Origin of the sequence: Halomonas sp. BLK-85, from assembly GCF_044792155.1 — a bacterium.
In the GTDB taxonomy this organism is placed as follows: Bacteria; Pseudomonadota; Gammaproteobacteria; order Pseudomonadales; family Halomonadaceae; genus Vreelandella.
In genome coordinates this window covers 713,438-736,839 of record NZ_CP087731.1, presented here as the reverse complement: position 1 = coordinate 736,839, position 23,402 = coordinate 713,438, and the positions used below count along the sequence as shown (strand labels likewise).

Below are 23,402 nucleotides of genomic sequence, written 5' to 3'. Positions count from 1 at the left end.
TTCATGATGTTTCCATCCATACCCGGGGTCACCCGTCGCACGCTACCCGTTATTACTCTCCTTTCGGGTGCCTTTGTGGTGCCTTCCCTGACAGCCAACGAGTCGAGTGGCGCCGAGGCGATTTTTGCTGGCGGCTGTTTCTGGTGCATGGAGCCGCCCTATGACGACCAGCCCGGCGTTGACGCCACTATCTCGGGCTATATCGGCGGCGATCTGGATAACCCCACCTACGAAGATGTTATCAGTGGGGAAACCGGCCACGCTGAAGTGGTCAGGATTGACTACCAGCCGGATGAGATCAGCTATGAACAGCTGCTGGAGATCTTCTGGCGCAATATTGATCCCTTTGCCGTGGATCAGCAGTTCTGCGACGTAGGCGATCAGTACCGTTCGGCCATTTTCTATGTTGATGACGAACAGCGCGAGCTGGCCGAAGCCTCAAAAGCCGAGATGGAAGAACGCTTCGGGCGGGAGATCGCCACCCAGATTGTCGCGGCAGATACCTTCTGGGAAGCGGAGGAATATCATCAGGATTATTATCAGAAAAACCCGGTGCGCTATAAGTTTTACCGTTTCAGCTGCGGGCGGGATGGTCGGCTTGAAGAGATCTGGGGCGACGAAGCCGGTGGCCCCTCGTTCTGACATCTCAAACAGCCCTGAACCAGCGGGCGGGTAGCCACTTAAGCAGCAGCGCCAGTACGATAAAGCTCACGGCGGCGGCCAGAACATCATCAAGTACGATACCCAGACCGCCGCTTGCCAGCTCAGCCAGATGGATGGGCGGCGGTTTCAGGACATCAAAAAAACGGTAGATGACAAAGGCCAGCGCCATGACCCAGGGTTTGCGTGCCGCGCTTACCCCCATCACCACCAGCGGGAAGGCGACAATTTCATCGGCCACGATACTGCCATGGTCACTGCCACCTAACTGCGCAGACACTGCCTGGCAAAGCGGTATGGCCAGCACCATCAGCGCGCCTGACGTTAGCCACCCCACCGGGCGCGACTGTTTCAGCAGCCACCATGCCAGGGGAATGCCCAACAGCGACCCGATTGTGCCGGGCGCCACTGGCGAAAGCCCGGTGCCCAGACCCGTAGCCAACCAGTACCACAGTGACTCCACCATTGCTTACGCCTTCCTAACCGTTGAAAACATGAGTATATCCAATTTGCTGGCATTGCAGAGGCTACCAGGCACTTGATACGCCTGTTAGGTTTGAACATAGCCACCGGTTTTCCCCTATCCAAAGGAGGTGCCATGCTGGATCGCTGGACCATGCCGATGACCCAGGGCCCGCTGGAAGCGTTGGCCAGCAAGCTGGCAGGCCGGGTGTCGCCTGATCAGGTCACCCTGCTGGGCTTCATCGTGGGTATGAGTGCTCTGCCGCTGCTGGCCTTTGAGTATTACGCCCTGGCGCTGGTAGCCATCATCATCAACCGTATCAGTGATGGCCTGGACGGCGCCCTGGCTCGCCTGACGGGTAAAAGCAGTGAGGCCGGTGGTTTTCTGGATATCGGCCTGGACTTTGTGTTCTATGCCGCGGTCGTGCTCGGTTTTGCCCTGGCGCGGCCGGAGGAAAATGCCCTGGCCGCCGCCTTTCTGCTGTTTGCTTTTATCGGCACCGGCACATCTTTCCTGGCCTTTGCTATTGCTGCAAGGGGGCAGGACAAGCTGCGCACCGACCTGCCCAACAAAGCTTTCTATTACCTGGAAGGCCTGACCGAAGGCACCGAGACGGTCGCAGCCCTGGTGCTGTTTTGCCTGTTCCCCACCCATTTTGCCTGGCTGGCCAGCCTGTTTGCGATCGCTTGTCTGATCACCACCACCACCCGGCTATGGGGCGGTTATCGCGCGCTAAAAACCCAGGACGCGGCGCCGGACAGGACGCAATGACAGCAGTACCAACACCACCAGGGCTGCCCACTCGAGCCATTCGGGCAGCAGCTCCTGTACCTGGCTGGCCTGTTGAACGATATTCCAGTCGGTCAGGCCTATCAGCGCATCCAGCCCCCAACCCAGCAACACGGTGACCACCAGGATACTGCTCAGATAGATAGCCAGGGCCTTGCCGCCCAGTTCGCGGCGCAGAATGGCCAGGGTCGCCAGGCTGGTCACAGGGCCCGCCAGCAGGAACACCAGCGCCATGCCCGGCGAGATGCCCGCCAGCAGTAACCCGGCAGCAATCGGCGTTGCCGCGGTTGCACACACGTAGAGGGGAATGCCGATCAGGGCCATCAGCACCAAGGCCAGGAAACCGCCCGAAAACCCTACCAGGGTATCCGGCGGTACAAAGGTCACCAGTACGCCGGCCAGTATGAGCCCGGCGAATACCCAAGCGCTGATATCGTCCAGCAGATCACTGAAGGCATATTTCAGACCGGTTACCACGCCGGGAGCGGTATCTGATTTCTGAGGGCTGCTGCCACAGCTTTTGGACGCGCAGCAGCGCTGCGATACACCGCTGTCGCCCTCTGGCGCCGGGGCTGCCTTACGACCTGAACCGAACCCCACCAGTATCCCGGTCGCGATGGCCGTTACCATGGCGCCCAACACTCGCGCCACGGCCATCAGGGGGCCTAGCAGTACGCTGGTCAGCAGCATGGAATCCACCCCCACGCCCGGCGTGCTGATCAGAAAGGACGTGGTGGGCCCGCGCCCTGCACCGCCGCGATGCAAGGCGAGAGAGGTCGGAATCGCCCCACAGGAACACAGCGGCAAAGGCATGCCGATCACAGCGGCGCGCAGAATACTGCCCAGGCCATCGCCGCCCATCCAGCGCTGCAACAGACTTTGCGGCATCCAGGCCTTGATCAGGCCGGCAATGAAAAGACCCAACAGCAGCCAGGGGGCTGCGCTCAGGGCAATACTCAATAGCGCTTCAATCATACTCATATCTATCGTTGAACCCCGAATGTTCTGGCTGTGAAAACGACTGGCGTGGCCATGAGGATAGCTATGCAAATCCTAGCGCCCCTTCCTGCACAAAGGTCAAGCCCAGGAAAATAATCAACAAAGCCTTTGACCTGTCGACCTAATCATGTCACTTTAAGCGCCAGTTGGTTAGCAAGAAGCAAGTCCTCAGCAGTGTACGATCTATTTCGGCAGCCTGATATTGTGTTCTTTGTTCTACCCGCTACTCTCTCTGGGTAACACCAGGCACTTAATCTAGGCGCATAAGCGCGAAAGGATCTACACATGGCTACTGGCACAGTTAAATGGTTTAACGACACTAAAGGTTTTGGTTTCATCGCTCCTTCTGACGGCGGCGACGACCTCTTTGCTCACTTCTCCGAGATTCAGGCTGACGGCTTCAAATCTCTGCAGGAAGGCGCTAACGTCTCTTTTGACGTTACCCAGGGCAAGAAAGGCCTCCAGGCTTCTAACATCAAGCAGCTGTCTTAATCTTTATTGATTAACTGCTTGTTCAAGCCTTTACAGGTTTGATGACAAGGCCCGCTTATGCGGGCCTTGTTGCGTCTGGGCACCACGTATCAATCGCCTCGGCGGATCAGCGCCGTGCCCACTGGACCAGGCGCACATCAACCGTTATCGCCAGTTGATCCAGTTCTGCCGCCCTGGCTCGCCCTTCCGCACTGGCACGGTAAAGGTGTGGCGTCATGGCCAGCAGATCAGCAATTGCCTGCTGCCCTTCCAGCCTGATCGGGTAGCTGAGCGTTTCCTCGTCAATATAAGCAAAGCCTTCTGGCACTTCCAGCGCCGGCGAACGTTCCGGCTTGAGTTGCGGGTAGATCACTTCTCTCAGCTCGCGCAGATGCTGTGCTCCCGCTTCCACCTGCAGTAATACTCCCCCGCTTTTCAGCACACGGGCAAATTCGTCATACACCGGAAAGCCAAACATGCATAGCACACCGTCGAGCGCTGCTGGCTGCACCGGCAGGTGGGCATTGCTGCCAACCACCCAGCGGCTGACGGGCGCCTGTTTGTCATCCTGTTTTGCGGCGGCCATGACCGCCCATTTGGAAATATCCAGGCCGATCAACGCCAGCTCATGCGGCACGCTACGGGCCAGCCGACGCAGGTAATAACCTTCACCGCAGCCCGCATCCAGGCAGCTGAACCCCTCAGCGCCTGATGGCTGTCTGGCTGCCCAGGTGGCCACGTAGCGACTTATGGCCTCTGCCAGCGGCTGGTAGTGGCCTGCTTGAAGAAAACGCTGGCGAGCCGCCACCATGGCCTTGCTGTCCCCCGGGTCCTGCGAGCGCTTGTGCTGGACCGGCAGCAGATTGACATACCCCTGACGGGCAATATCAAAACTGTGGCCTGCGGTGCAGCACCAGGTATTATTTTCTACAAGGGCAAGCGGCTGGCCATCCAGCGGGCAGGCCAGGGCCTGAAAGGGAATACTGGGCATAGGGAAAGCTCAATTAGGTGCAGGGTGAGTCGGCAATGATAACCCGATAGGGTCAAGGCTTTTTACTGACGTCTGCGGGTTTTTGCATGATCACCGTATCCTGGCCGGGAAAGGTCAGCGCAAAGCCATGGTAAGACGCCCACCAGATAAAGGTATCCTCACTGAAAAACGCCACATGGGTAGGGTCCTGGATATAGTGCCAGTGGCTAAAAGCCGCGTGATTTTTGACCCTTTTGGTCATGAAACCCAGATAACCGCCGGGCACCAGGAGATCGCTCAGCTGCGCCAGCACCTGGCGGGGCGACGACAGGTGCTCCAGCACTTCGGTGGCGGTAATAAAGTCATAGCGCTGAGCCAGAACCTGGCGTTCAGGCGCATAGAAGGGGTCATAAATGTCCATGCAGTAACCCTGCTCTTCAAACATCACCGACAGGGTCGGCCCTGGCCCTGCGCCAAAATCCAGCCCATGGGCACCGGGTGTCAGGCAGGCTTCCAGCGGAACCAGCAGGCGGTTCAGAAAGCGCCGATAGCCAGGGTCATCCGAACTGTTCTGATGGCGGTCATATTCCTGCTTTTCCCGCTCGGCAGACAGGTGCTGATCAGGCGGCACAAACACCAGCTGGCAACCCCCGCACTGATAGTAGTCGCGTCGGGAATCCTGATGATAATGCTGGTTTTTTGGGTTCATACATAGCGGGCAGCGCCACATCATCGTATCCTCGACTGATCACATCGTCATTTTCCCAAGGGGTACCTATGCTGTCAGGTCTGGATCATCTTGTCGTTACCGTAACCGATATCGGTCGTGCCGTGGATTTCTATTCCCGCGTGCTAGGCCTGGATGTACGTTATCGGGATACCCAGCGGGTAGACCTGATGATGGGCGATACCGCACTGCGGCTCCATCAGACCGATACCGACATAGCGCCTGTTTCGGCCACCCCGACACCGGGCAGCCTGGACCTTTGCCTGCGCTGCCGCCTGCCACTGGATGAGTTCAGACAGCACCTTGACGCGCTGGGCGTTGAGGTCGAACTGGGGCCCGTCGATCGCCAGGGAGCCAACGGGCCGATTGTGTCGCTTTACCTGCGTGACCCGGATGGTAACCTGCTGGAAATATCACGACCTGTCCGGTCCTGACAGGTGCCATCCCGTTGCGGCCGCGCTATCATGGATGCCATCGGAACAACCAGAAAAGGATGAAAGACAATGCGCCAGGATGAAACGCCTATCGAGGGAGAAGTGGTCAAGGAGGAAAAAGGCTCAGGCAAAGCCCCGGATACCACTATGGCGATGGTGGTTTACGCGCTTTATCTGGCCAGCTTTGTTCTCGGCTTCACTTCATTGATTGGTGTGGTGATCGCCTATGTCTACAAAGGCAAGGGGCCGGAATGGCTCGACGAACACTACCGTTACCAGATCCGCACCTTCTGGATGGGCTTTCTTTACGCGGCAGTCTTTTCTCTGTTGACGTTCATTCTGATCGGCTTCCCCTTGCTGGTGGCCCTGGCCGTTTGGCTGATCATCCGCTGCGTCAAAGGCTTCAAGGGGCTGCAGGAAACGCGCGCGCCCAGTAATGTGAACACCTGGCTGTTTTAGGTATGCCGCTGAATCTTAGTCGTGGGCGCGCCATCGGCTGGCTCTGGCAGCGCCTGGCCCACTGGCCACTTACCCGTATCTGGCGCCTGGCTTCTTTCATCGGCCCTCTGGTCTATCGTTTCAGCCGCCGCGAACGGGACGTGACCCTGGCCAACCTCGGCGTCGTCTATCCTCAGCTTGATGGCCCCCAGGGTGCTCAACTTGCCCGGCAGAGCCTGCGCCACTCCACCGCCACCATGCTGGAACTCGGCCACGCGTGGATGGCACCAGCTGCGCAGGTAGAGGCACATATTCTGGCCGTCCATGGGCGTGACAAACTCGACAGTGCCCGAGAGGAAGGGCGTGGTGTCATCGTGCTGGCCCCGCATTTTGGTAACTGGGAGGTGCTGAATTTCTGGCTGTCCAGCCATTTCCCGTTTACCGCCATGTATGAGCCTCCCAAGATAGCCGAGCTTGACCCTGTGATTCGCCAGGGGCGCGAACGCATGGGTGCACTGCTGGTGCCTACCAACCCACGCGGCGTGGCCGCGCTGCTCAAGGCACTGAAACGCTGTGAGGCGATTGGTATCCTGCCGGATCAGGAGCCCGACTGGGGCAGCGGTGTGTTCGCGCCTTTTTTCCAGCGTGATGCCTATACCGCCACCCTGCTGCCCAAACTGGTGATGCGCACCCGCGCCCGGGTCGTCACCGGTGTCGCCAGACGGCTTCCCGGCAAGGGCTTCGAGATTCACTTTCTGGATGCCGACGAAAGGGTCTACAGCGAGGATGAGGTCCAGTCTGCCACCGGCGTCAACGCCAGTGTGGAGGCGGCGATTGCCCTCGACCCTGCCCAGTATCAGTGGGAATACAAACGTTACCGCAAGGTGGTTGAAGAACAGCAGAAGCGACCTGATTTTCGCGATTTCCGCCTTTATTGATTGCCATCACCACCGCCTGACCTGAGAGCCTTATATGTCCAATCGCCCTGTTGCCAACGATGATACCCGTACCCCTCAGGTGGTTTATGCGCTGTTTCTTGCCGGGCTGGTCACCGCCAACATAACCCTGCTGATCGGCGTGATTATTGCCTATGTCTACCGCAAGGAGGCCCCGCCCTGGCTGCAGGCGCATTACCGCTATCTGATTCGCACCTTCTGGATCGGCAGCCTGTATTTCTGTATCGCCTTTGTCCTCAGCCTGGTCATGGTGGGCTACCTGCTATGGCCATTGCTGGCCGTCTGGCTGGGCGTGCGTTGTGTGCTGGGCTGGCGGGCACTGCGCAGCGGCAAGCCGCCGGCTCGCCCTACGAGCTGGTTAGGGTAGACACTTCCGGCACGCCGACACGGCTGGCCATAATCCTCGCGCAGCCAGTGACGCAGTGCGCGCATATGAGTGACCTCGGCGTCCTGATCAAGCGCCTGGGGCCGCATACCCGGGGTAAAGCCACGCGCTAACCAGGGGGCCAGCAGCGCCGGGTCAGCGCTGATCACATGCACAGGCACAGCAAAGGTGGCCTCGGCCACATTATCATCGCCAGTGATCAGCGGCGCGGCCTGATGATCCCCCAGGATGATCAGCAGGGTGTTGTCATCGGCGACCCGCTCACTCCAGCGGCCGGCCACCTCAACGGCATACGCCACCGAGCGCGCATAGTGATCGCGGACCTGTGCAAAGTCCTGCCATAGCGCATCCGGCGCCTGGCCGGCATTCTCCCAGCGTTCGAACACGCGACCGTCACCGATCTGTGACCAGTCGTCGAGCACCGGCAGGATCGGCGTCCAGGGCGCATGACTGGAAATCAGCGCTATCTGGGCAAATACCGGGGCATCCCCCAGCAATTCTCGCGTTGTATAGTCCAGGGTGTACTGGTCCGGCATGGTCACCCAGTTGAGCGGCGGCCCCGCGTAATCAAGATCCCTGGCCGCGTGGATGGCATCAAAACCATAGGCACGCCCTTCCGGCCAGGCACGGGTAATGGCCGGCATCACCGCCAGGGTGCGGTGCCCTGTGGTCTTGAAATCATCCACCAGGGTGCCATGCTCACTGTCCAGCATCAGCCGGTACCACAGCTGATTATCCACCTTGCGGCCACTCAGGGCGCTGGCATGGGCCAGCCATGACTGCCCACCGCGAATCGGCGACTCCAGCCAGCCGGACGCCATCTGGATGTCCTGCCCCCCCAGGCGCTGCTCGAGGTTATCCAGCATGGGCAGAAGCACATCGGAATAGCGGCTGTCTTCCAGTGCGGCCGCGCCATAGGACTCGACAAATGTCAGCAGGACGCGCTTGTCGGCCAACCCCGGCAAGGGTTCCACCTCGATGGGCGCGTCCTCCAGGGTGGCAGCAAACGCCTTGCGCGCCGCATGCGTCTGGGTAATCTGTTGCCACTGGAACATGGCGGTATTGACCATGGGCACGCGGGCGCTCTCCACCAGACGCTGACCGTTAAGCTCCAGGGTGATCAGTACGGCGCTGGCCGTCACCATCACGCCCGCCAGAAGGCCGGGCAGGCGCGTGATCGGTAACCGTCGTGGAGAGGTCAGTATTCTCGCCAGTATCACGAACAGGGCTATCAGCAGCAGGGTAGCCAGCAGCGTCACTATTACCGCCGGCAAGAAGCCAATGTTGCCGACCATCAGCTCAAACACGGCGCGTGCCAGAGGTACATCCAGATAGCTATTGAATGAGCGCCCAAAGGCCAGATAGGTCGCCACATCCCCCAGGTTGAACAAGGTGATTACCAGAACGCTCAATATCCAGGCCATGGCCAGGCAGGTGCGCCAGCCGCCCCTGGGCAAGAGTAAGATCAGCGGGACGGCCAGCCAGGCCTCCCAGGCGATCAGGCGACCACCAACGTCCTCGAATCGCCACCAAAGCGGCGCTACCAGGATGATATTCATTACCAGTGCGCTCACCCATAATCGACCCATAACGTTACCTGTATTGAAAGCTGACGGAATAAAGCACCGGCTAAGGAACCTGAAAGAGTACTGGAAATCCAAAAAATCATGTACTGTAATAGATCAACGTATAACTATTGTTGAATATTTCTGGCGTCGGGTCATCAGGCGGTCCAAAAACCGCTCGATTGTCGCCAGAATCCATTCTCCCGCTCAAGGAGCCACTCAGTGCCTAACGATGCGTTCACGGTTTGGAGGTTATGGGCCCTGTCTTTTTTCAAGAGGATACAATGGACCCCAGCCATGCTGCTGGCACTGTTGAGCACCCAGGCGCTGGCCTCCCCCACACCCGCAGAACAGCAGCAGTGGTTCCAGACGTTGGCAGCGCATGCCCAGGCGCTGGCCGACCAGCCCTATGAACAGCCTACCGGTACCTTGCCTGATGCCCTGAAAGACATCAATTATGATACCTATCGACAGATCCGTTTTGATCCGGAACAGGCATACTGGCAGGATGACAGCCGCTTTTCACTGCAGCTGTTTCACAGCGGCTTTCTGTTCCAGCACCCGGTTGAGCTGCATGTCGTTGAAGGGGGCAACGCTACCCCGCTGACCTTCAAGCCGTCCGACTTTATTTATGAAGGCGCGGCCCAGGCCCTTGAAGACCAGGATCTGAGCGCTGCCGGACACGCCGGTTTCCGGCTCCACTATCCGCTCAATACCCAGGCGCATGCGGATGAGTTTGCGGTGTTTCTGGGCGCCAGCTACTTCCGCCTGGTGGGTCGTGATCAGGCTTACGGGCTTTCGACCCGCGGTATTGCCATTGATACAGCGTTGCCAAAGGGCGAAGAGTTCCCGGCCTTTCGTGAGTTCTGGCTGTTCAAACCGGCACCAGAGGATCCCAGCGTGCACATCATGGCCCTGCTTGACGGTCCTTCACTGGCCGGTGCCTATCATTTTGAACTGACCCCGGGCCAGAGCACCCAGATGCGGGTCAAGGCCACCCTGTTCGCTCGGGAAGACATTGAAAAACTCGGCATTGCGCCCCTGACCAGCATGTTTACCCATGGCGATATCAGCGGCCCGGGCAGGGATGATTTCCGCCCCAACGTCCATGATTCCCAGGGCCTTCTGATGCATACCGGCGCCCGGGAATGGATCTGGCGCCCGCTGAATAATCCGGACAGCCTGCAGGTTTCCGCCTTTGTTGATGACACCCCCAAGGGATTTGGTCTGATGCAACGAGAACGCGCGTTTAATCATTATCTGGATCTGGAAGCCCAGTACCATCGCCGCCCCAGCCAATGGGTAGAACCGCTGGAGGACTGGGGAGCAGGCCATGTCGAGCTGGTGGAAATTCCCACCCCGGATGAAACCCATGACAATATTGTCGCCTACTGGGTATCGGAATCGCCGTTCCTCGCCGGCCAGTCGCGTCAGCTCAACTATCGTACCCGGACACTGCAAGACACCCCTCACGCACACATTCTTGCCAAGGCGGTGCGAAGCCGCCAGGGCGATGCCGGCGTGCCCGGTGAGGCGGATTCTGCCAGCGCCGGGCAACGCCAATGGATTGTGGACTTTGATGGCGGTGAACTGGCCACACTCAACGCTGACCATCCTGTCGAGATGCGGCTACAGACCCGACAGGAAGAGGCCATTACCCTGGCTCAGGTCAAGGCACTGCCCGACCAGCAGTGGCGGGCCACCTTCCGGGTGGCTGAAACCCGCCAGCCCGTCGATATTCGCCTGGCGCTGACCCTGGAAGGCCGCATCATCAGTGAAACCTGGAACCAGATCATCCCACCTGCCAAGGTGGACAGGGCTCCCGATGCCAACTAGCCGTTTCCCAGCCAAGATGCCCTGGCTACGCCTGCGCCGCTGGGGGTTGGCGGTCTGTGTCTTGATAACCAGCCTTGCCGGTTCAGCCACGCTTTTGCATATCACCGCCTCCTTGCCATTGGCTGCTAGGCTGGGCCTGCTGATGATCTTTGTGCTGACCTTCAGCTGGATAGCGCTGTCTTTCTGGAGTGCCGTCAGCGGTTTCATACTGTGCTGGTGTCGCCGCGATCCGATGACCCTGCAGCGGCTGGACCACCATAAGCCTGACGACACACAGGGAATAGCCCAGGCCCGTACTGCCCTCATCATGCCCATCTATCAGGAGCCGCCAGAGCCTACCCTGGCGGGCCTGGAGGCCAGTTGTCGCTCCCTGTTGGAGAAAATGGCGCAGCGTGAGGACGATGAGACGCCCCTGGTGGATGTCTTTATTCTCAGCGATACCCAGTGCCCTGAAGTGGCCGCCAGAGAAGCCCGGCACGTGGCCGCGCTTCAGCAACGCCTGAATGAATCATTGTGTATTCACTACCGTCGGCGGGAAAACAACCATGGCCGCAAGGCAGGCAATATAGCCGATTTCTGTCGCCGCTGGGGCCGCCGATATGATTATTTCGTGGTGCTTGACGCCGACAGCGTCATGGGTGGGGCCACCCTGATACGGCTGATTGAAAAGATGCATGCCCAACCTGAGGTCGGGCTGATCCAGAGTGTGCCGATTCCGGTTGGCCAGGTCACCCTGTTTGGGCGCATGGTGCAGTTTGCCGCCGCGCTTTACAGCCCCATGCTGGCCGCCGGGCAGAGTTTCTGGCAGGGCGACAGTGCCAATTACTGGGGGCACAATGCCATTGTGCGTACACAGGCCTTTATGGCCAGCTGCGGGCTGCCCAGCCTGCCCGGTAAGCCGCCGCTGGGCGGGGAGCTGCTAAGCCATGATTTTGTCGAAGCTGCCCTGCTACGTCGCGATGGCTGGCAGGTGTTACTCGACACCACCACGACCTGTACATTTCGTCCTGCTGAAACCGCCGACAGCTATGAATCCATGCCCAGTAATCTGCTGGATTTTGCCAAGCGCGACCGCCGTTGGCTACAGGGCAATCTTCAGCATCTGCGCCTGTTGACAGGTTCGGGGTTACACCCGCTCAGCCGTTGCCACTTCTTCTGTGGTGCCTTTGCCTATCTGTCATCCCCACTGTGGCTGCTGCTATTGATCAGCTCCAGCATCATGATCGGCGTCAGTGCCTTGAACGGAGCCCCTAACCTGCATTCCCAACCCCTTGCCCTGGGGCTTCTGGGGGTAACACTGGGCATGCTGCTTGCGCCCAAGCTGTTTGGCCTTGTGCTTGCGCTCAGTCATACACCGGCCGACTACGGCGGGCGATGGCGGCTGATGACCAGCACCTTGCTGGAGATTGGCTTCGCTGCCCTGCTGGCACCACTGATGATGGCCTGGCACAGCCTGTTTATTGGTGGCGTTCTGACCGGCCGCGCCGTTGAGTGGGACACCCAACCCCGCGGTGAGCGCTCGCTCAGCTGGAAAGAAGCCTGGCAACCGACCGGCTGGATAACGCTTGTGGGAACGGCCTGGCTGCTGGCCTTAATGGTCATATCGCCTGCTGCGGGCCTGTGGCTGACCCCGGCCTGGCTGGGGCTGGTAGGTTCAACCCTGCTGGTCAAGGCCAGCAGCTACCCTCTCGGCAAGCCACAGCAACGGCGTCTGGGCCTGTGGCAGACGCCATATCAGCAGAATGTCAGTGTCATTGAGGCCTACCACCATCACCTTGCACAGGCACTTGAAGCGCCTGTTTTGACAGCGCAACCGCTCAGCCCCCTGCCTGCGCAGCTGCCCGGAGAGATGCCGGTACAGTCCTTTCAGCGTCATCGTCTCTCTGAGGACGCTTTCTCAGCACCACGTACCGAGGAGACCTACTGATGCCGTCAAGGCTGTTGCATCAATTTTCCAGTGCCTTTGGCATCGCCCGCTCCCTGGTGATCTACTGGCGCCCCGGGCGTCAGCCTGGCCTGCAGGCTCTCTATCGGCCGTTTATCACCCCAGGCGCACCGGCCTTTGATATCGGTGCTCACCTGGGCGACCGCAGTGCCGCTTTTCAGGCCCTGGGGGCCCATGTGGTCGCCCTGGAGCCTCAGCCGGGCCTGGCACGCTGGTGCAAGCGCATGGTGGGCCAGCAGCTGACCTTGCTTCCCATGGCGGCCGGGCCAGCCCTGGGCACTGCGCCTATCGCCATCAACCCAAGCAACCCGACGGTGTCGACTCTTGCCGATGACTGGCGCACGCAGGTCACGCAGCACAATGCCGGTTTTGCCAGCGTCAGCTGGAACACTCGACTATCGGTGGAGGTGACGACCCTGGATGCCCTGATTGCCACCTACGGGCTACCCTGCTTTATCAAGATAGACGTTGAGGGCTTCGAAGCGGAGGTATTGGCAGGTTTGAGTCAGCCAGTGCCGGCCCTCTCGTTTGAATTTGTAGCCGGTACCCTCGACGTCGGCCAGGCCTGTATTGAGCACTTGCGCCAACTGGGCGATTACCGTTTCAATGTAGTAGAAGGTGAACAACGGGTATTGCGTTGGTCAGAATGGAAAACTGCCGACCAGACGGATGCCTGGCTGGCCGCCGGGGCTGATCACCTGGGTTCAGGCGATATCTATGCCTGCCAGACTCACCATTCGGCGTTGACGGGGGCTTATGATTGATTTTCCGGGAGGATTACCAGGATGCACACCGACTGGTCGCTGCTGACCACGCTGGAACTGGCCGAAATGGCGCGTCGCTCGCCGATGGCCGTGGTGGTCATGGGCGCCACCGAGCAACACGGCCATCATCTGCCGCTGGGCACGGACACCACCATCGGCCTGGGCCTGCAGGCCGCCATGCTGGACGCGCTGCCCCAGACACTGGACGTGATCTGCCTGCCGGCCATCAGCGTGGGCGCCAGCGAGGAGCACAGCGGTTTTCCCGGCACTCTCAGCCTGCCCCCTCGCGTCGCCATTGATACCCTTGAAGCCTACGGCGATAGCATCGCTCAGGCAGATATCCGGCGTCTGATGATCATCAACAGCCACGGTGGCAACAAGGCGGTGATGGATATTGCCGCTCTGGCGCTGCGCAGGCGTCATGCCCTCCAGGTGGTCAAGGCCACCTACACCCGCCTACCCCCGCTGGAAGGCGCCCTCGATGCTGATGAGCTGCGTCGCGGCCTGCATGGAGGCCTGCTGGAAACCGCCATGATGCTGCATCTGGCGCCGGAACAGGTCAATATGGCCCGGGCCAGAAACGCCCTGCCAGAAAAACCCGCTGAACATTCACTGCTCGACCAGGAAGGTGCCGCCTCCCTGGCCTGGCTGGCTGAGGATCTGGCTGACGACGGTATTGCGGGTAACGCCACCGGTGCCACCGCCGAACTGGGCAAGAAGCTGGTGCAACACTACGGCCGCCAGCTGGCCTGGGTCATACAGGAAGCGGCTGCCCGGCCCCTGCCAGCGACCTAGAGTGAGCGGCTATCTTCCAGCACCGTTTGCCTGTTCAGGACACCCGGCCCCTGGTGCCGGGTATCGCAGGCCGTTCACCTGTCGGGCAAGACCTTGTGCAATACATCCTCGAGTAAGTGGCCGCCGCGTTGGGCCTTGGCCATCAGGTAACGCTGATTGTGGTCATTGACGCTGCCATACAGCGCCTGGCGGGAGACGATCTCGATGCCCCCTTCCTGCAGGGCTGCCATCTTGAGCGGATTATTGGTCAACAGTTGCACTTTGCCAATCCCCAGCGAACGCAGCATATCCACCGCTACGCTGTACTGACGCTCGTCGTCACCAAACCCCAGCACCTGATCGGCATCCACGGTGTCCAGGCCGTCATCCTGCAGCGTATAGGCGCGCAACTTGTTGGCCAGACCAATCCCACGCCCTTCCTGGGCCAGGTATAACAGTACGCCGCCACCCATGGCATTGATATCCGCCACGGCATTACGCAGCTGGTCACCGCAATCGCAGCGCAGGCTGCCGAACAGATCCCCGGTGAGACAGGCGGAATGCAGGCGCACCGGTACGGCCTCTTCGCTGCCCTCTGCGTCGCCAATCACCACCGCCACATGCTCGCGCATGCCGTCCGGCTCACGAAACAGCACAAAGCGTGACCGCTGGGCGGTGTCCAACGGAATCTCTGCTTCGCTGACCCGCTTGAGCATACCCGGCGCGCCGTGGATGGCCCGCTGGGCATCCTCAGCGGAAAGGCTCAGCAGCTCGCCTTTGGCCAGACGCTGATCAATCTCGGCTTCCTGCTCGCTGGCAATATCTGCACACAGCGCGGCAGGTAGCAGCAAGGCACGACGCATCAAGGCCAGGGCGCCTCGCTCCCCCGGCCCGGCTGGCATCAAACCGCTCAGGCGGGAAGGTTTTTCGGGGTGTTCGGCCACCGCCAGCCGGTAAAGATCCGCTGCGTCGGTATCACTGCTCAGCGGCAGGATCGCTGCCTCAGCGCTGATCGCGTGGCCCAGCGCGGCCAGGCGATGGCGGGTCAGCACCATGGCGGGCCGAGAGCCGGCCAGTGCGGCCAGTTCAGAAAGGGATTCACTGTTCTCAAGCGCCTGCACCAGCAGGCGGCACTGTGGGGTCACGATGACAACCGGTAGCCCTCGGCGAAGATCAAAAATGGCGCGTTCAATATGGTACATAATGAATTCCTCACTTGTGGCTCAGGAAATAGGCGGTACTTGCATAGGGTTGGGCAGCGCCGCATGATGAGGCGACTTATACTGCGAGGAGGCGCTATGCCGTCTGAAAATCAAGGAGACTCGGCAGAGCCGCTGGGAACGCTCGAAGCCTGGGAATGGCTGTTGGCGCTGCGCCACGGCACTGGCGTTGCGCATGAGGAGCTGTCGACCCGGGTGGATGGACACTGGGAGAGCACCTGCCCGGTAACGCCGGACGCCACAGAATTGCTTGACTGCTGGATGCCGCTGGTGACCCAGACGCCCTGGGTCATTGCCCAGCTTGGGCAAAGCATGGATGGGCGCATTGCCACCCAGAGCGGGCACTCCCATTACATCAATGGCCGCGAAAGCCTTACCCACCTGCACCGTTTGCGGGCCATGTGCGATGCGGTGATCGTCGGCGCCGGCACGGCTTGTGCCGATGACCCACAGCTTACCGTCCGGCATGTTTCCGGCCAGCACCCGCTGCGGGTGGTGCTTGACCCGCGCGGACGCGTACCTGATGACCTCGCGCTGATGAGCAATGCCAGTGCGGCGACATTGCATCTGATTGGCCCTGACGTGGAGAGGCCCGCTCCTCCTGATCATGTCAGCCGTCAACGCCTGGGCCTTGATGCCCAGGGACAGTTTACCCCTCAGACAGTGATCGAGACGCTGGCTCGCCTGGGCCATCGGCGCATCCTGGTAGAAGGTGGCGGCATTACGGTGTCGCAGTTTATCGACGCAGGCTGCGTTGACCGATTGCATCTGCTGGTCGCACCCTTGCTGATCGGGTCCGGTCGCCCTGGGCTGGTACTGCCGCCCATCGATACCCTGGAAACAGCCTTGCGCCCCACGGCTCGGCGTTTCCGCCTGGGGGATGACACCCTTTTTGACCTTGACCTGCGCTGCACCTGAATCATCTGGCGCCGCCTGGCCACGACGCCTGAATGCCACTACCAGACCGGGCAGGGACGCCAGTAACACCATCAACCCATAGGCCATGGATACCGCCACCCCCTGGCTGGGTGCCAGGCCTACCCAGACCCAGACACTGGCGGCGGTGCCTTCACGCACCCCCCAACCCGCCACCGTCAGCGGCACCAGCATGGCCAGCAGCAAGGCCGGCGCCAGCGCCAGCAGCTGGCTGGCGGGCAGTTCCACCCCAATGGCCCGCGCCGCACACAGCATCACCAGGGCATAGCTGAACACCACCAGCAGGGAAGCCGCCAGTTGCCAGCCCCATATGCGCCGCTGGAGCAATCCGCGCTGAATGTCGTGCTTGAGGGGGGTGACCCAACGTAGCCAGCGGGCAAGCTTTCGCCAGTGTTGGCGAACAGAGGCAGTCAATCCCAGCGCCGCCCAGAGACCTGCGCCGACCATCAGCAGCACAAGCACCAGTAGCAGATACCCCCTGGCGCCCAGCGTTGAATGCCATAGCGGCGAACTGGCCAGAGCCAGGGCCGTCAGCAGCACCACTGCCATTTGCCCGGAGGCGCGCTCAATGATGACCGCTCGCCAGGCACTGCCTTTGGCAGCCGGCGTCTGATGTGCATGGCGCAGAGCACGTCCGGCATCACCCAATACGCCCCCCGGCAATACCTGATTAACGAACTGGGCCAGATAATATTCCCCCAGGGCATAGCGGAATCTCAGCGGCACACCAATCAGACCGGCTGTCAGTCGCCAGCGCCAGGCACATAGCATCACCTGAATGACGCTGATGGCCAATCCCAGCGCCAACCAGGGCAGTGAAAGCCCCTGCACCTCACTGGCCACTGCCAATGGGTCCAGCCATAGCATCACCGCTAGCAGCAGGATAACGCTGATGGCGATACGTCGCATGGCAGGTCGGGGAATCATGCGCTGGCCTCCGTGACTGGCGGCGTGGCGAACAGATCCCGATGCGCGACTCTGGCGCCGATCAACCCATCTTCAACGGCTTGCAGTCGCTGCTCACACCAGTGATCAATCTGCGCGGCAGCATCGGGGGCCTGTTCACGTGCGGCCTCGGCCCAGCCTTTCACAAGCTCCATCAGCAGCCCGCGGTGAGTCTGATGACCGGCCTCGAGCTGCCAGGGGGTACTGGCTTCTGCCACCCTGAAGCCGGCGGCCTGTAGGCAATTGACCAATACGTCGTGGGCCTGCCCGCCCAAAGCGGCCCCCAGACCTTTGTTGCGCTGCTGATGGGCCACAAAAAGTTCACGAACTGTATCGTCTTCCGGCTGCTGACAGCGATGGCCTGCGGCATCGGTCAGGTGCCAGTCTCCGGTGACACTCAAGGCCACCAACAGCGCCTGACCGTGGCTGGCGCAGCCGTCAACCAACTGCTCGATCCATTCACGGGAGACCAGATCAATTAACGCGGATGCAGCGATCAGATGCGCCTGTTGCGGCCATCGGGCGGTCAGCTCGCTCAGCGAGAAGCAGGCGGTCTGCAGGGTAACCGGCTGCCCGCTGGTATCACGGAGCATGCCGCCGCGATGACGCGCCTGACCAAGCAGCTGGGGATCATGATCGATCAGAAGCCAATGCTGAGGCCCTGGCCAGCGCCTGGCCAGAAAGCACAGGTTACTTCCACGCCCGCAGCCCAGATCCACCAGTCGCGGGGCCTGGGTCGAGGCTTTTAACCAGTCCGCGGCAAAGCCTGCCAACCGCTGGCTACGCGCATCCATATCCAGGGGCTCGCGCAGGGCCAGCCAATCGGCTTCAAAACGGCTGCCGGCGGGCATGGCCAGGGTGGCGGCAAAGGCCCGGGCGGCGTCCTGCCAGCTGGCCAACTGCTGACGGGCAGCCGCGGCGCCTTGCGTCAGGGATTCACGCAGGGCGGGCTCTTCAAGGAAACGTTCGATGGCAGCGCTTAAGGCGTCAACATCTCCAGGCGGCACAGCAATGCCCGCCCCGTCTGGCAAGGTATCGGCAAGGGCGCCGCCGGTGGTGGTAATTACCGGCAGGCCGTGGGCCAGTGCCTCGCTGACGACCATGCCGTAGCCTTCATACCAGGAGGGCAGCACCAGCGCATCGGCATTTTGATACGCCGCTTCCAGTTCCGCCTGATCACATTCCCCAGGCAACAGGAAGCGTTCACCCAATGAGTGATGCTCGACCAGGGCCGCCACCTTGTCAGCAAAAGTCGGCTCGCGGCTCAGACTACCCTGGCAGATACACTGCCATTCGAGATGCGAGAGTCGGCTCAGGGCCTTTACCAGCAGGTCCTGGCCTTTACGCGGCGTCAGGGTCGCCACACACAATAGCGTCATGGGTGTAGACGCCTTGGCGTGCCGGGCATGCTGGGGCTCTGCCACCGGGGTCACGCCAGGCTCTACCACGCTGATACCCGGCAAGGCCAGCTGATAATGGGCTGCCAGGGCCTCGAGACGGCGCTGGGTGAAGGCACTGGTAACAATCACTTGCCTGACACTGGCCAGGCCATTCAGCTCCAGGCGGTGTAAGCGCGCCTGCTCATCGCTACTCATCCCCTGCTCGTCGCCCAAGGGGTGATGCACCAGGGCGGTGATGGCCAAACGTGGCTGATGACGTTTGATCACCTCAGGCAGACTGCCCATGGCCAGACCATCGATAACCACCGAATGGCCTTCCGGCAACTGGGCCAGGGCGGTTTCCAGCGCCAGCTGCGCCGTGTCGTCGGCATCCGGAAAGCGCCCTTCAAGGCCTACAACCTCGATATCCCAGCCCTGCTGGCGCAGTTCGGCGACTATCCGGGCATCATACAGATAGCCTCCGGTGCGCTGGTCCGGCGACCCCGCCACCATCAGCGTCAAGCGCTGGCTCACAGCGCCCCCTCGAAACTGGCCCAGGCAATGTGGGATTCGTTCAACTTGACCTCAATACGCTCAATGCCTTTGGCGGTCTCTCCCAGGGTGCCCGCCTGGATGGCCGCCGCCAGGCGTTCGAAGATCGCCCTGGCCATGAACTCGGTGGTGGTGTTCTGGCCGGCAAATTCTTCCAGGTCATCCAGATTGCAATAGTTATATCGGGCCAGAATCGCTTTGAGGGCATCGCTGGCCAGGCCGATATCAATCACCAGGTTGTCGCTATCCAGCGACGAGCGCTGAAAGGCCACGTCCACCACATAGGTAGCTCCATGCATGTTCTGCGCCGGGCCGAACACCTCACCCTTGAAACTATGGGCAATCATCAAATGGTCTCGTACACTCAATCGATACATAAAAGCTCCTTTAAATTCAATCAGTAAACAATACGCTGGCAAAGCACCTGGCTGTTTGCAGCCAACAGCGCAGGGGCTTGCTCGGGCAATCTGGCAAAGGGGGTTTCACCGCTGATCAGGGCATCCAGGCGCGGGTCTTCCAACAGGCGCAGTGCGAATTGCAGGCGGCGGGCGTAATCCCAACGTGGCTGCTGATGGGGCGGTAATTGCCCTACCTGGCTGGCCCGCAGGGTCAGACGGCGCGAATGAAAGGCGCCTCCCAGGGGTACGCTGACATTGCCTTCACCGAACCAGCTCATTTCAATAATCCGCGCTTCCCGCCCCGCCAGCGTGAGTGCCGTGGCCAGGCCATCGGCGTGGCCACTGGCATGAATGACCAGATCCTGATCATTCACTGCCTGCTCTGGCATCGAGAACCTTACCCCCAGGCTATCCGCCAGGGCTTGCCGGGCAGGATTGATGTCAATCAGTTGCACGTCAGTGCCAATAATCCGCTGGCACAGGTAGGCCACCAGGGCGCCCACAACGCCGGCCCCGACAACGCTGACGCGCTCTCCGGGCAACGGGCTGGCATCCCAGACGCCGTTGATCGCCGTCTCCATATTGGCCGCCAGCACGGCGCGGCTGGCCGGCGTTGATTCCGGCAGTATCTGCACGGCACTGACGGGTACCTGGTAACGATCCTGGTGGGGAAACAGGCAGAAGACCGTCTGGTTGATCAGGGTATCGGGGCCATTGATCACTGTGCCCACATTGCTGTAGCCGTACTTGACCGGGGCGGGAAACTCGCCCTGCTGAAAAGGCGCGCGCATACGCTGGTGTTCCGATTCAGGCACCCGCCCATGAAACACCAATGCCTCTGTGCCACGGCTGATAGCACTGTACAAGGTTTTCACCTCAACACAGGAGGTGTCATCAGCCGCCAGGGGTGGCAAACTTTCTTCACGCAGCTCAGCAGTGCCTGGCTGGACAAGCCATAAAGCAGTCGCATCAGGAGACGTGCTCCCTTGCAAAATAGCCGTTTGGTGAGGCATGGACGTCATCCCTGGATTGAATCGCTAATGTGAACAGACAACATGAATTGACACTAACACTCGACAGCCGCAACTTCTTCTACAAGAATGTTACATACTGCTAGCTTTGCACCACTTTGCGCGTTTGACAACTTTTCTGTGCGAATAATGCACGCCCCGGAATCCAGGGAGGCTTGATGACCATCTATCGCAAGGCCCAACGGACAAGCCAGCAAACGGCTGCGCTGTTGACCCTATCAGAAGTCTCTCTGGGTGCACTTTTGCTGGTAGTACTGGGTGCCAGCCTTCCCCATCTGGTCAGTTCGCTGTTTGCCTGGGGGATTGCCATGGGGCTTTACCTGCTGATCGCGGGGCTGGTCATGGCTTTCTGGTCAGGGGGCCCACTGGGCTGGGCCAATCGGGTCACCCTGATGCGCGCGGTATTAATCACGATTGTCACGGCAGCTGTCTGGACACCCCTGTCGCCGCTCGGCCACTGGCAGTGGCTGGGGGTGGCCCTGATCGCCTTGCTGCTTGACGGCGTGGATGGCTGGGTGGCTCGGCGCACCGGGTCGCAAACCGCGTTCGGCGCGCGTTTTGATATGGAGCTGGATGCCCTGCTTATTCTGCTACTGTGCATTGGCGTGATGCTGAAAACGCCGGCAGGCGCCTGGGTATTGCTGATCGGCTGCATGCGCTACGGCTTTGTGGCTGCGGGATGGCGCTTCCCCTGGTTGCAGGACGCCCTGTATGACAGCCTGCGACGCAAGGCGGTGTGCGTCTGGCAGATTGCTGCCCTGCTCCTGGCCCTGGTGCCTTGGGCGTCAGCGCCTGTGGCACCTCTGCTGGCATTGAGCGCGCTCGTAGCACTGACCTGTTCGTTCGGTGTGGATACACTCTGGCTGTATCGCCAACATGCCCTCAAGCGTCGCTGAGCGGTTGGCACACTCCCTGCATGAATCATTTTTATCCTCAGACGATAATCATCAATAGACCCATGACGTTGCTGGAGCTGTGCCCTGATGCCTTTTCATCCATCGCGTATTACGCCGCTTGATGCCGCCACCTTTGACCGGCGCGCAGGCACCCACCTGAAAGCGCTTTATGGCCCCCGGGCCGAGGAAGTATTGCGCCGTCTCTACACCCTGCTTGAGCATCAGTCACCCCGTTTGCCTGTTGAGACTGATGCCCCCTTATGGAGCGAAAAGGATCAGTGGCTGATCTGCTATGGCAGCAGCCTGCAGGACGCTGACGCCCCTCCGCTGGCGGTACTGAAAACCTTTCTTGACCAGCACCTGGCGGAAAGCTTCAGCGGAGTACATCTGTTGCCTTTCTTTCCCTGGAGCAGCGACGACGGCTTCTCGGTGATTCATTACCGCGAGGTCGATCCGGCCCTGGGTGACTGGCCCCAGGTGCGTGAGCTGGCCCAGTACGGCGACCTGGCCGTTGACCTGGTACTGAACCATGTCTCCCGGGAGTCACTCTGGTTTGTCGACTACCTGACCGGCAGCCAGCCCGGGCGTGACTACTTTCATGAGATGGATCCGCAAACCGATCTGTCCGCCGTGGTGCGACCCCGCAGCTCCCCGCTTCTGGTGCCGATAGCCACTCGGCGGGGCACCCGTTACCTGTGGGCCACCTTCTCGGATGACCAGATTGATCTGAACTTCGCCAACCCGGACGTGCTGCTCGAGTTTATCGGCATCCTGCTGTTCTATCTGCAGCAGGGCGCGCGGATCATTCGTCTGGATGCCATTGCCTATCTGTGGAAAAAGGTCGGTACTGACTGCATTCACCTGCCGGAAACCCATGAAGTGGTGCGCCTGCTGCGGGCAGTGGTTGACCATGTCGCCCCCGGGACCCTGCTGCTGACCGAGACCAATGTGCCTCACACTGAGAATATCAGCTATTTCGGCCTGGACAGGGTCACCGCAGATACGCCAGCGGATGAGGCTCATCTGGTCTACCAGTTCCCGCTGCCTCCGTTGCTGCTCCACAGCCTGACCAGCGGCGAGGCAGGCACCCTGGCCAGCTGGCTGAAAAGCCTGCCCGAACTGCCTCCTGGCTGCAGCTTCCTCAACTTCACCGCCAGCCATGACGGCATCGGCGTCCGCCCCCTTGAAGGCTGGCTGGCGCCCCATGAGGTAGAGGCGCTGACCGAGCTGATGCACCGTTTCGGGGGGTTTGTCAGCATGCGCCGCCACCCGGACGGTAGCGACAGCCCTTACGAAATCAATATCACCTGGTTTGATGCCATGAAGGGCACACGCCGCGGGCCTGATCACTGGCAGGTGCCTCGCTTTCTTTGCGGCCAGCAGTTGATGCTCGGCTTGCAGGGCATCCCGGCCATGTATATCCATACCCTGACGGGCACCCTGAATGACCTGGAAGGCGTTGAACGCAGTGGCCGTTTGCGCTCGATCAACCGGCGCCGCTGGCAGCGCGATGAACTGGAACGTTTGCTGTCAACGACCAGTACCACGACGCATGATACTTTTGCAGCCCTGAAACAATTGCTGGCCGTGCGCCGCAATGAGCCCTGCTTCCACCCGGATGCCGGTCAGCAGGTGCTGGAAACACCGGCTAGCCTGCTGGCGTTCGAACGCGGCCCTTTAAACAATGGCAGACGTCTGCTGGCTATTCATAACGTTACCGATTTACCCCAGCCGCTCGACGCCCTGGCACTCACACTGGCTGACCGTTACTGGCAGGATATTGTCAGCAAAGAGGCATGGCCAACGACACAGACCACGCTGGCCCCCTACGGCGTACTCTGGCTGATGACCGAAGGTGAGTGACCGATC

The 23,402-nt window shown here is 60.6% G+C and carries 23 protein-coding genes and 1 pseudogene; 14 read left to right on the top strand and 10 right to left on the bottom strand.

Annotated features, from left to right (window positions below; genetic code table 11):
* The first annotated feature begins 3 nt into the window (after positions 1 to 3).
* Positions 4 to 642, top strand: a complete 639-nt coding sequence (msrA, locus tag LL947_RS03240; protein WP_499833936.1) for a peptide-methionine (S)-S-oxide reductase MsrA — start codon at positions 4 to 6, stop codon at positions 640 to 642.
* A gap of 4 nt (positions 643 to 646) precedes the next feature.
* Here the strand turns inward: msrA and LL947_RS03235 are convergent, their stop codons facing one another.
* Positions 647 to 1,126, bottom strand: a complete 480-nt coding sequence (locus LL947_RS03235; RefSeq protein WP_499833935.1) for a phosphatidylglycerophosphatase A family protein — start codon at positions 1,124 to 1,126, stop codon at positions 647 to 649.
* A gap of 132 nt (positions 1,127 to 1,258) precedes the next feature.
* Between LL947_RS03235 and LL947_RS03230 the strand changes: the two genes are divergently transcribed.
* A complete protein-coding gene (locus LL947_RS03230) occupies positions 1,259 to 1,894 on the top strand; it encodes a CDP-alcohol phosphatidyltransferase family protein (protein WP_404416269.1) in 636 nt (211 codons plus the stop codon).
* Here LL947_RS03230 and LL947_RS03225 read toward each other — a convergent pair.
* Positions 1,856 to 2,893 (bottom strand): SO_0444 family Cu/Zn efflux transporter, encoded by a 1,038-nt coding sequence (locus LL947_RS03225; RefSeq protein WP_499833934.1) that lies wholly within the window; start codon positions 2,891 to 2,893, stop codon positions 1,856 to 1,858. The genes LL947_RS03230 and LL947_RS03225 overlap by 39 nt on opposite strands.
* A gap of 303 nt (positions 2,894 to 3,196) precedes the next feature.
* On the opposite strand from LL947_RS03225, the gene LL947_RS03220 reads away from it, so the two are divergent.
* Positions 3,197 to 3,403: a cold-shock protein gene (locus LL947_RS03220; RefSeq protein ID WP_290821532.1), complete on the top strand. Its 207-nt coding sequence runs from the start codon at positions 3,197 to 3,199 to the stop codon at positions 3,401 to 3,403.
* Between the two features lie 106 nt (positions 3,404 to 3,509).
* Here LL947_RS03220 and LL947_RS03215 read toward each other — a convergent pair whose 3' ends face one another.
* On the bottom strand, positions 3,510 to 4,373 hold the full coding sequence (locus tag LL947_RS03215) for a putative RNA methyltransferase (protein ID WP_499833933.1): 864 nt from the start codon (positions 4,371 to 4,373) through the stop codon (positions 3,510 to 3,512).
* A 52-nt stretch (positions 4,374 to 4,425) separates the two neighbouring features.
* Positions 4,426 to 5,085: a class I SAM-dependent methyltransferase gene (locus tag LL947_RS03210; protein WP_290821535.1), complete on the bottom strand. Its 660-nt coding sequence runs from the start codon at positions 5,083 to 5,085 to the stop codon at positions 4,426 to 4,428.
* A gap of 44 nt (positions 5,086 to 5,129) precedes the next feature.
* On the opposite strand from LL947_RS03210, the gene LL947_RS03205 reads away from it, so the two are divergent.
* The 4 genes from LL947_RS03205 (at position 5,130) to LL947_RS03190 (ending at position 7,274) form a co-directional block, all read left to right on the top strand.
* A complete protein-coding gene (locus tag LL947_RS03205; RefSeq protein ID WP_290821537.1) occupies positions 5,130 to 5,513 on the top strand; it encodes a VOC family protein in 384 nt (127 codons plus the stop codon).
* 69 nt (positions 5,514 to 5,582) lie between these two features.
* A complete protein-coding gene (locus LL947_RS03200; RefSeq protein WP_404416260.1) occupies positions 5,583 to 5,972 on the top strand; it encodes a DUF4870 family protein in 390 nt (129 codons plus the stop codon).
* A 2-nt stretch (positions 5,973 to 5,974) separates the two neighbouring features.
* Entirely contained in the window at positions 5,975 to 6,889 is a 915-nt protein-coding gene (locus LL947_RS03195) for a lysophospholipid acyltransferase family protein (RefSeq protein ID WP_499833932.1), read from the top strand.
* 34 nt (positions 6,890 to 6,923) lie between these two features.
* Positions 6,924 to 7,274 (top strand): DUF4870 family protein, encoded by a 351-nt coding sequence (locus LL947_RS03190; RefSeq protein WP_290821545.1) that lies wholly within the window; start codon positions 6,924 to 6,926, stop codon positions 7,272 to 7,274.
* On the opposite strand, the gene LL947_RS03185 is transcribed toward LL947_RS03190, so the two are convergent.
* Entirely contained in the window at positions 7,163 to 8,881 is a 1,719-nt protein-coding gene (locus tag LL947_RS03185; RefSeq protein WP_499833931.1) for an alkaline phosphatase family protein, read from the bottom strand. The two genes, LL947_RS03190 and LL947_RS03185, sit on opposite strands and share 112 nt — an antisense overlap.
* Positions 8,882 to 9,154: 273 nt before the next feature.
* On the opposite strand from LL947_RS03185, the gene LL947_RS03180 reads away from it, so the two are divergent.
* The 4 genes from LL947_RS03180 to LL947_RS03165 are packed head-to-tail and all read left to right on the top strand — an operon-like array spanning position 9,155 to position 14,197.
* Complete coding sequence (locus LL947_RS03180) at positions 9,155 to 10,693, top strand: OpgD/OpgG family glucan biosynthesis protein (RefSeq protein ID WP_499833930.1); 1,539 nt, start codon at positions 9,155 to 9,157, stop codon at positions 10,691 to 10,693.
* Positions 10,683 to 12,620, top strand: coding sequence for a glucans biosynthesis glucosyltransferase MdoH (gene mdoH / locus LL947_RS03175; RefSeq protein WP_499833929.1), 1,938 nt, complete (start codon positions 10,683 to 10,685; stop codon positions 12,618 to 12,620). The genes LL947_RS03180 and mdoH overlap by 11 nt, the downstream gene beginning before the upstream one ends.
* On the top strand, positions 12,620 to 13,402 hold the full coding sequence (locus tag LL947_RS03170; RefSeq protein WP_499833928.1) for an FkbM family methyltransferase: 783 nt from the start codon (positions 12,620 to 12,622) through the stop codon (positions 13,400 to 13,402). The genes mdoH and LL947_RS03170 overlap by 1 nt, the downstream gene beginning before the upstream one ends.
* A gap of 21 nt (positions 13,403 to 13,423) precedes the next feature.
* Positions 13,424 to 14,197 carry a creatininase family protein gene (locus tag LL947_RS03165; protein ID WP_499833927.1) on the top strand — a complete coding sequence of 258 codons (774 nt, stop codon included), beginning with the start codon at positions 13,424 to 13,426 and terminating at the stop codon, positions 14,195 to 14,197.
* Between the two features lie 74 nt (positions 14,198 to 14,271).
* Here the strand turns inward: LL947_RS03165 and ribA are convergent, their stop codons facing one another.
* A complete protein-coding gene (ribA, locus tag LL947_RS03160) occupies positions 14,272 to 15,378 on the bottom strand; it encodes a GTP cyclohydrolase II (protein ID WP_499833926.1) in 1,107 nt (368 codons plus the stop codon).
* Between ribA and LL947_RS03155 the strand changes: the two genes are divergently transcribed.
* Positions 15,370 to 16,314, top strand: coding sequence for a RibD family protein (locus tag LL947_RS03155; protein ID WP_499834366.1), 945 nt, complete (start codon positions 15,370 to 15,372; stop codon positions 16,312 to 16,314). The genes ribA and LL947_RS03155 overlap by 9 nt on opposite strands.
* A 72-nt stretch (positions 16,315 to 16,386) precedes the next feature.
* Here LL947_RS03155 and LL947_RS03150 read toward each other — a convergent pair.
* From LL947_RS03150 to LL947_RS03135, 4 genes and pseudogenes are all read right to left on the bottom strand, one after another.
* Positions 16,387 to 17,241: pseudogene (locus tag LL947_RS03150) on the bottom strand (lysylphosphatidylglycerol synthase transmembrane domain-containing protein); the annotation flags it as partial.
* A 14-nt stretch (positions 17,242 to 17,255) separates the two neighbouring features.
* Complete coding sequence (locus LL947_RS03145) at positions 17,256 to 19,190, bottom strand: glycosyltransferase (RefSeq protein ID WP_499833925.1); 1,935 nt, start codon at positions 19,188 to 19,190, stop codon at positions 17,256 to 17,258.
* On the bottom strand, positions 19,187 to 19,585 hold the full coding sequence (locus LL947_RS03140) for a 6-pyruvoyl trahydropterin synthase family protein (RefSeq protein WP_290821561.1): 399 nt from the start codon (positions 19,583 to 19,585) through the stop codon (positions 19,187 to 19,189). The genes LL947_RS03145 and LL947_RS03140 overlap by 4 nt, the downstream gene beginning before the upstream one ends.
* A gap of 20 nt (positions 19,586 to 19,605) precedes the next feature.
* Positions 19,606 to 20,619, bottom strand: coding sequence for a zinc-dependent alcohol dehydrogenase (locus tag LL947_RS03135; RefSeq protein WP_499833924.1), 1,014 nt, complete (start codon positions 20,617 to 20,619; stop codon positions 19,606 to 19,608).
* 176 nt (positions 20,620 to 20,795) lie between these two features.
* On the opposite strand from LL947_RS03135, the gene LL947_RS03130 reads away from it, so the two are divergent.
* Both LL947_RS03130 and LL947_RS03125 read left to right on the top strand, forming a co-directional pair.
* Positions 20,796 to 21,533, top strand: coding sequence for a CDP-alcohol phosphatidyltransferase family protein (locus tag LL947_RS03130; protein ID WP_290821565.1), 738 nt, complete (start codon positions 20,796 to 20,798; stop codon positions 21,531 to 21,533).
* An 87-nt stretch (positions 21,534 to 21,620) separates the two neighbouring features.
* Complete coding sequence (locus LL947_RS03125; protein WP_499833923.1) at positions 21,621 to 23,396, top strand: sugar phosphorylase; 1,776 nt, start codon at positions 21,621 to 21,623, stop codon at positions 23,394 to 23,396.
* Positions 23,397 to 23,402 lie beyond the last annotated feature (6 nt).

Coding starts and splice junctions, on each gene's coding strand:
- LL947_RS03130 (WP_290821565.1), top strand. CDS start 20,796: ATGACCATCTATCGCAAGGCCCAACGGACAAGCCAGCAAACGGCTGCG.
- LL947_RS03170 (WP_499833928.1), top strand. CDS start 12,620: ATGCCGTCAAGGCTGTTGCATCAATTTTCCAGTGCCTTTGGCATCGCC.
- LL947_RS03125 (WP_499833923.1), top strand. CDS start 21,621: ATGCCTTTTCATCCATCGCGTATTACGCCGCTTGATGCCGCCACCTTT.
- mdoH (WP_499833929.1), top strand. CDS start 10,683: ATGCCAACTAGCCGTTTCCCAGCCAAGATGCCCTGGCTACGCCTGCGC.
- LL947_RS03230 (WP_404416269.1), top strand. CDS start 1,259: ATGCTGGATCGCTGGACCATGCCGATGACCCAGGGCCCGCTGGAAGCG.
- LL947_RS03225 (WP_499833934.1), bottom strand. CDS start 2,893: ATGAGTATGATTGAAGCGCTATTGAGTATTGCCCTGAGCGCAGCCCCC.
- LL947_RS03165 (WP_499833927.1), top strand. CDS start 13,424: ATGCACACCGACTGGTCGCTGCTGACCACGCTGGAACTGGCCGAAATG.
- LL947_RS03190 (WP_290821545.1), top strand. CDS start 6,924: ATGTCCAATCGCCCTGTTGCCAACGATGATACCCGTACCCCTCAGGTG.
- LL947_RS03210 (WP_290821535.1), bottom strand. CDS start 5,085: ATGATGTGGCGCTGCCCGCTATGTATGAACCCAAAAAACCAGCATTAT.
- msrA (WP_499833936.1), top strand. CDS start 4: ATGATGTTTCCATCCATACCCGGGGTCACCCGTCGCACGCTACCCGTT.
- LL947_RS03195 (WP_499833932.1), top strand. CDS start 5,975: ATGCCGCTGAATCTTAGTCGTGGGCGCGCCATCGGCTGGCTCTGGCAG.
- LL947_RS03185 (WP_499833931.1), bottom strand. CDS start 8,881: ATGGGTCGATTATGGGTGAGCGCACTGGTAATGAATATCATCCTGGTA.
- LL947_RS03140 (WP_290821561.1), bottom strand. CDS start 19,585: ATGTATCGATTGAGTGTACGAGACCATTTGATGATTGCCCATAGTTTC.
- LL947_RS03215 (WP_499833933.1), bottom strand. CDS start 4,373: ATGCCCAGTATTCCCTTTCAGGCCCTGGCCTGCCCGCTGGATGGCCAG.
- ribA (WP_499833926.1), bottom strand. CDS start 15,378: ATGTACCATATTGAACGCGCCATTTTTGATCTTCGCCGAGGGCTACCG.
- LL947_RS03200 (WP_404416260.1), top strand. CDS start 5,583: ATGCGCCAGGATGAAACGCCTATCGAGGGAGAAGTGGTCAAGGAGGAA.
- LL947_RS03205 (WP_290821537.1), top strand. CDS start 5,130: ATGCTGTCAGGTCTGGATCATCTTGTCGTTACCGTAACCGATATCGGT.
- LL947_RS03180 (WP_499833930.1), top strand. CDS start 9,155: ATGCTGCTGGCACTGTTGAGCACCCAGGCGCTGGCCTCCCCCACACCC.
- LL947_RS03155 (WP_499834366.1), top strand. CDS start 15,370: ATGGTACATAATGAATTCCTCACTTGTGGCTCAGGAAATAGGCGGTAC.
- LL947_RS03235 (WP_499833935.1), bottom strand. CDS start 1,126: ATGGTGGAGTCACTGTGGTACTGGTTGGCTACGGGTCTGGGCACCGGG.
- LL947_RS03220 (WP_290821532.1), top strand. CDS start 3,197: ATGGCTACTGGCACAGTTAAATGGTTTAACGACACTAAAGGTTTTGGT.
- LL947_RS03135 (WP_499833924.1), bottom strand. CDS start 20,619: ATGCCTCACCAAACGGCTATTTTGCAAGGGAGCACGTCTCCTGATGCG.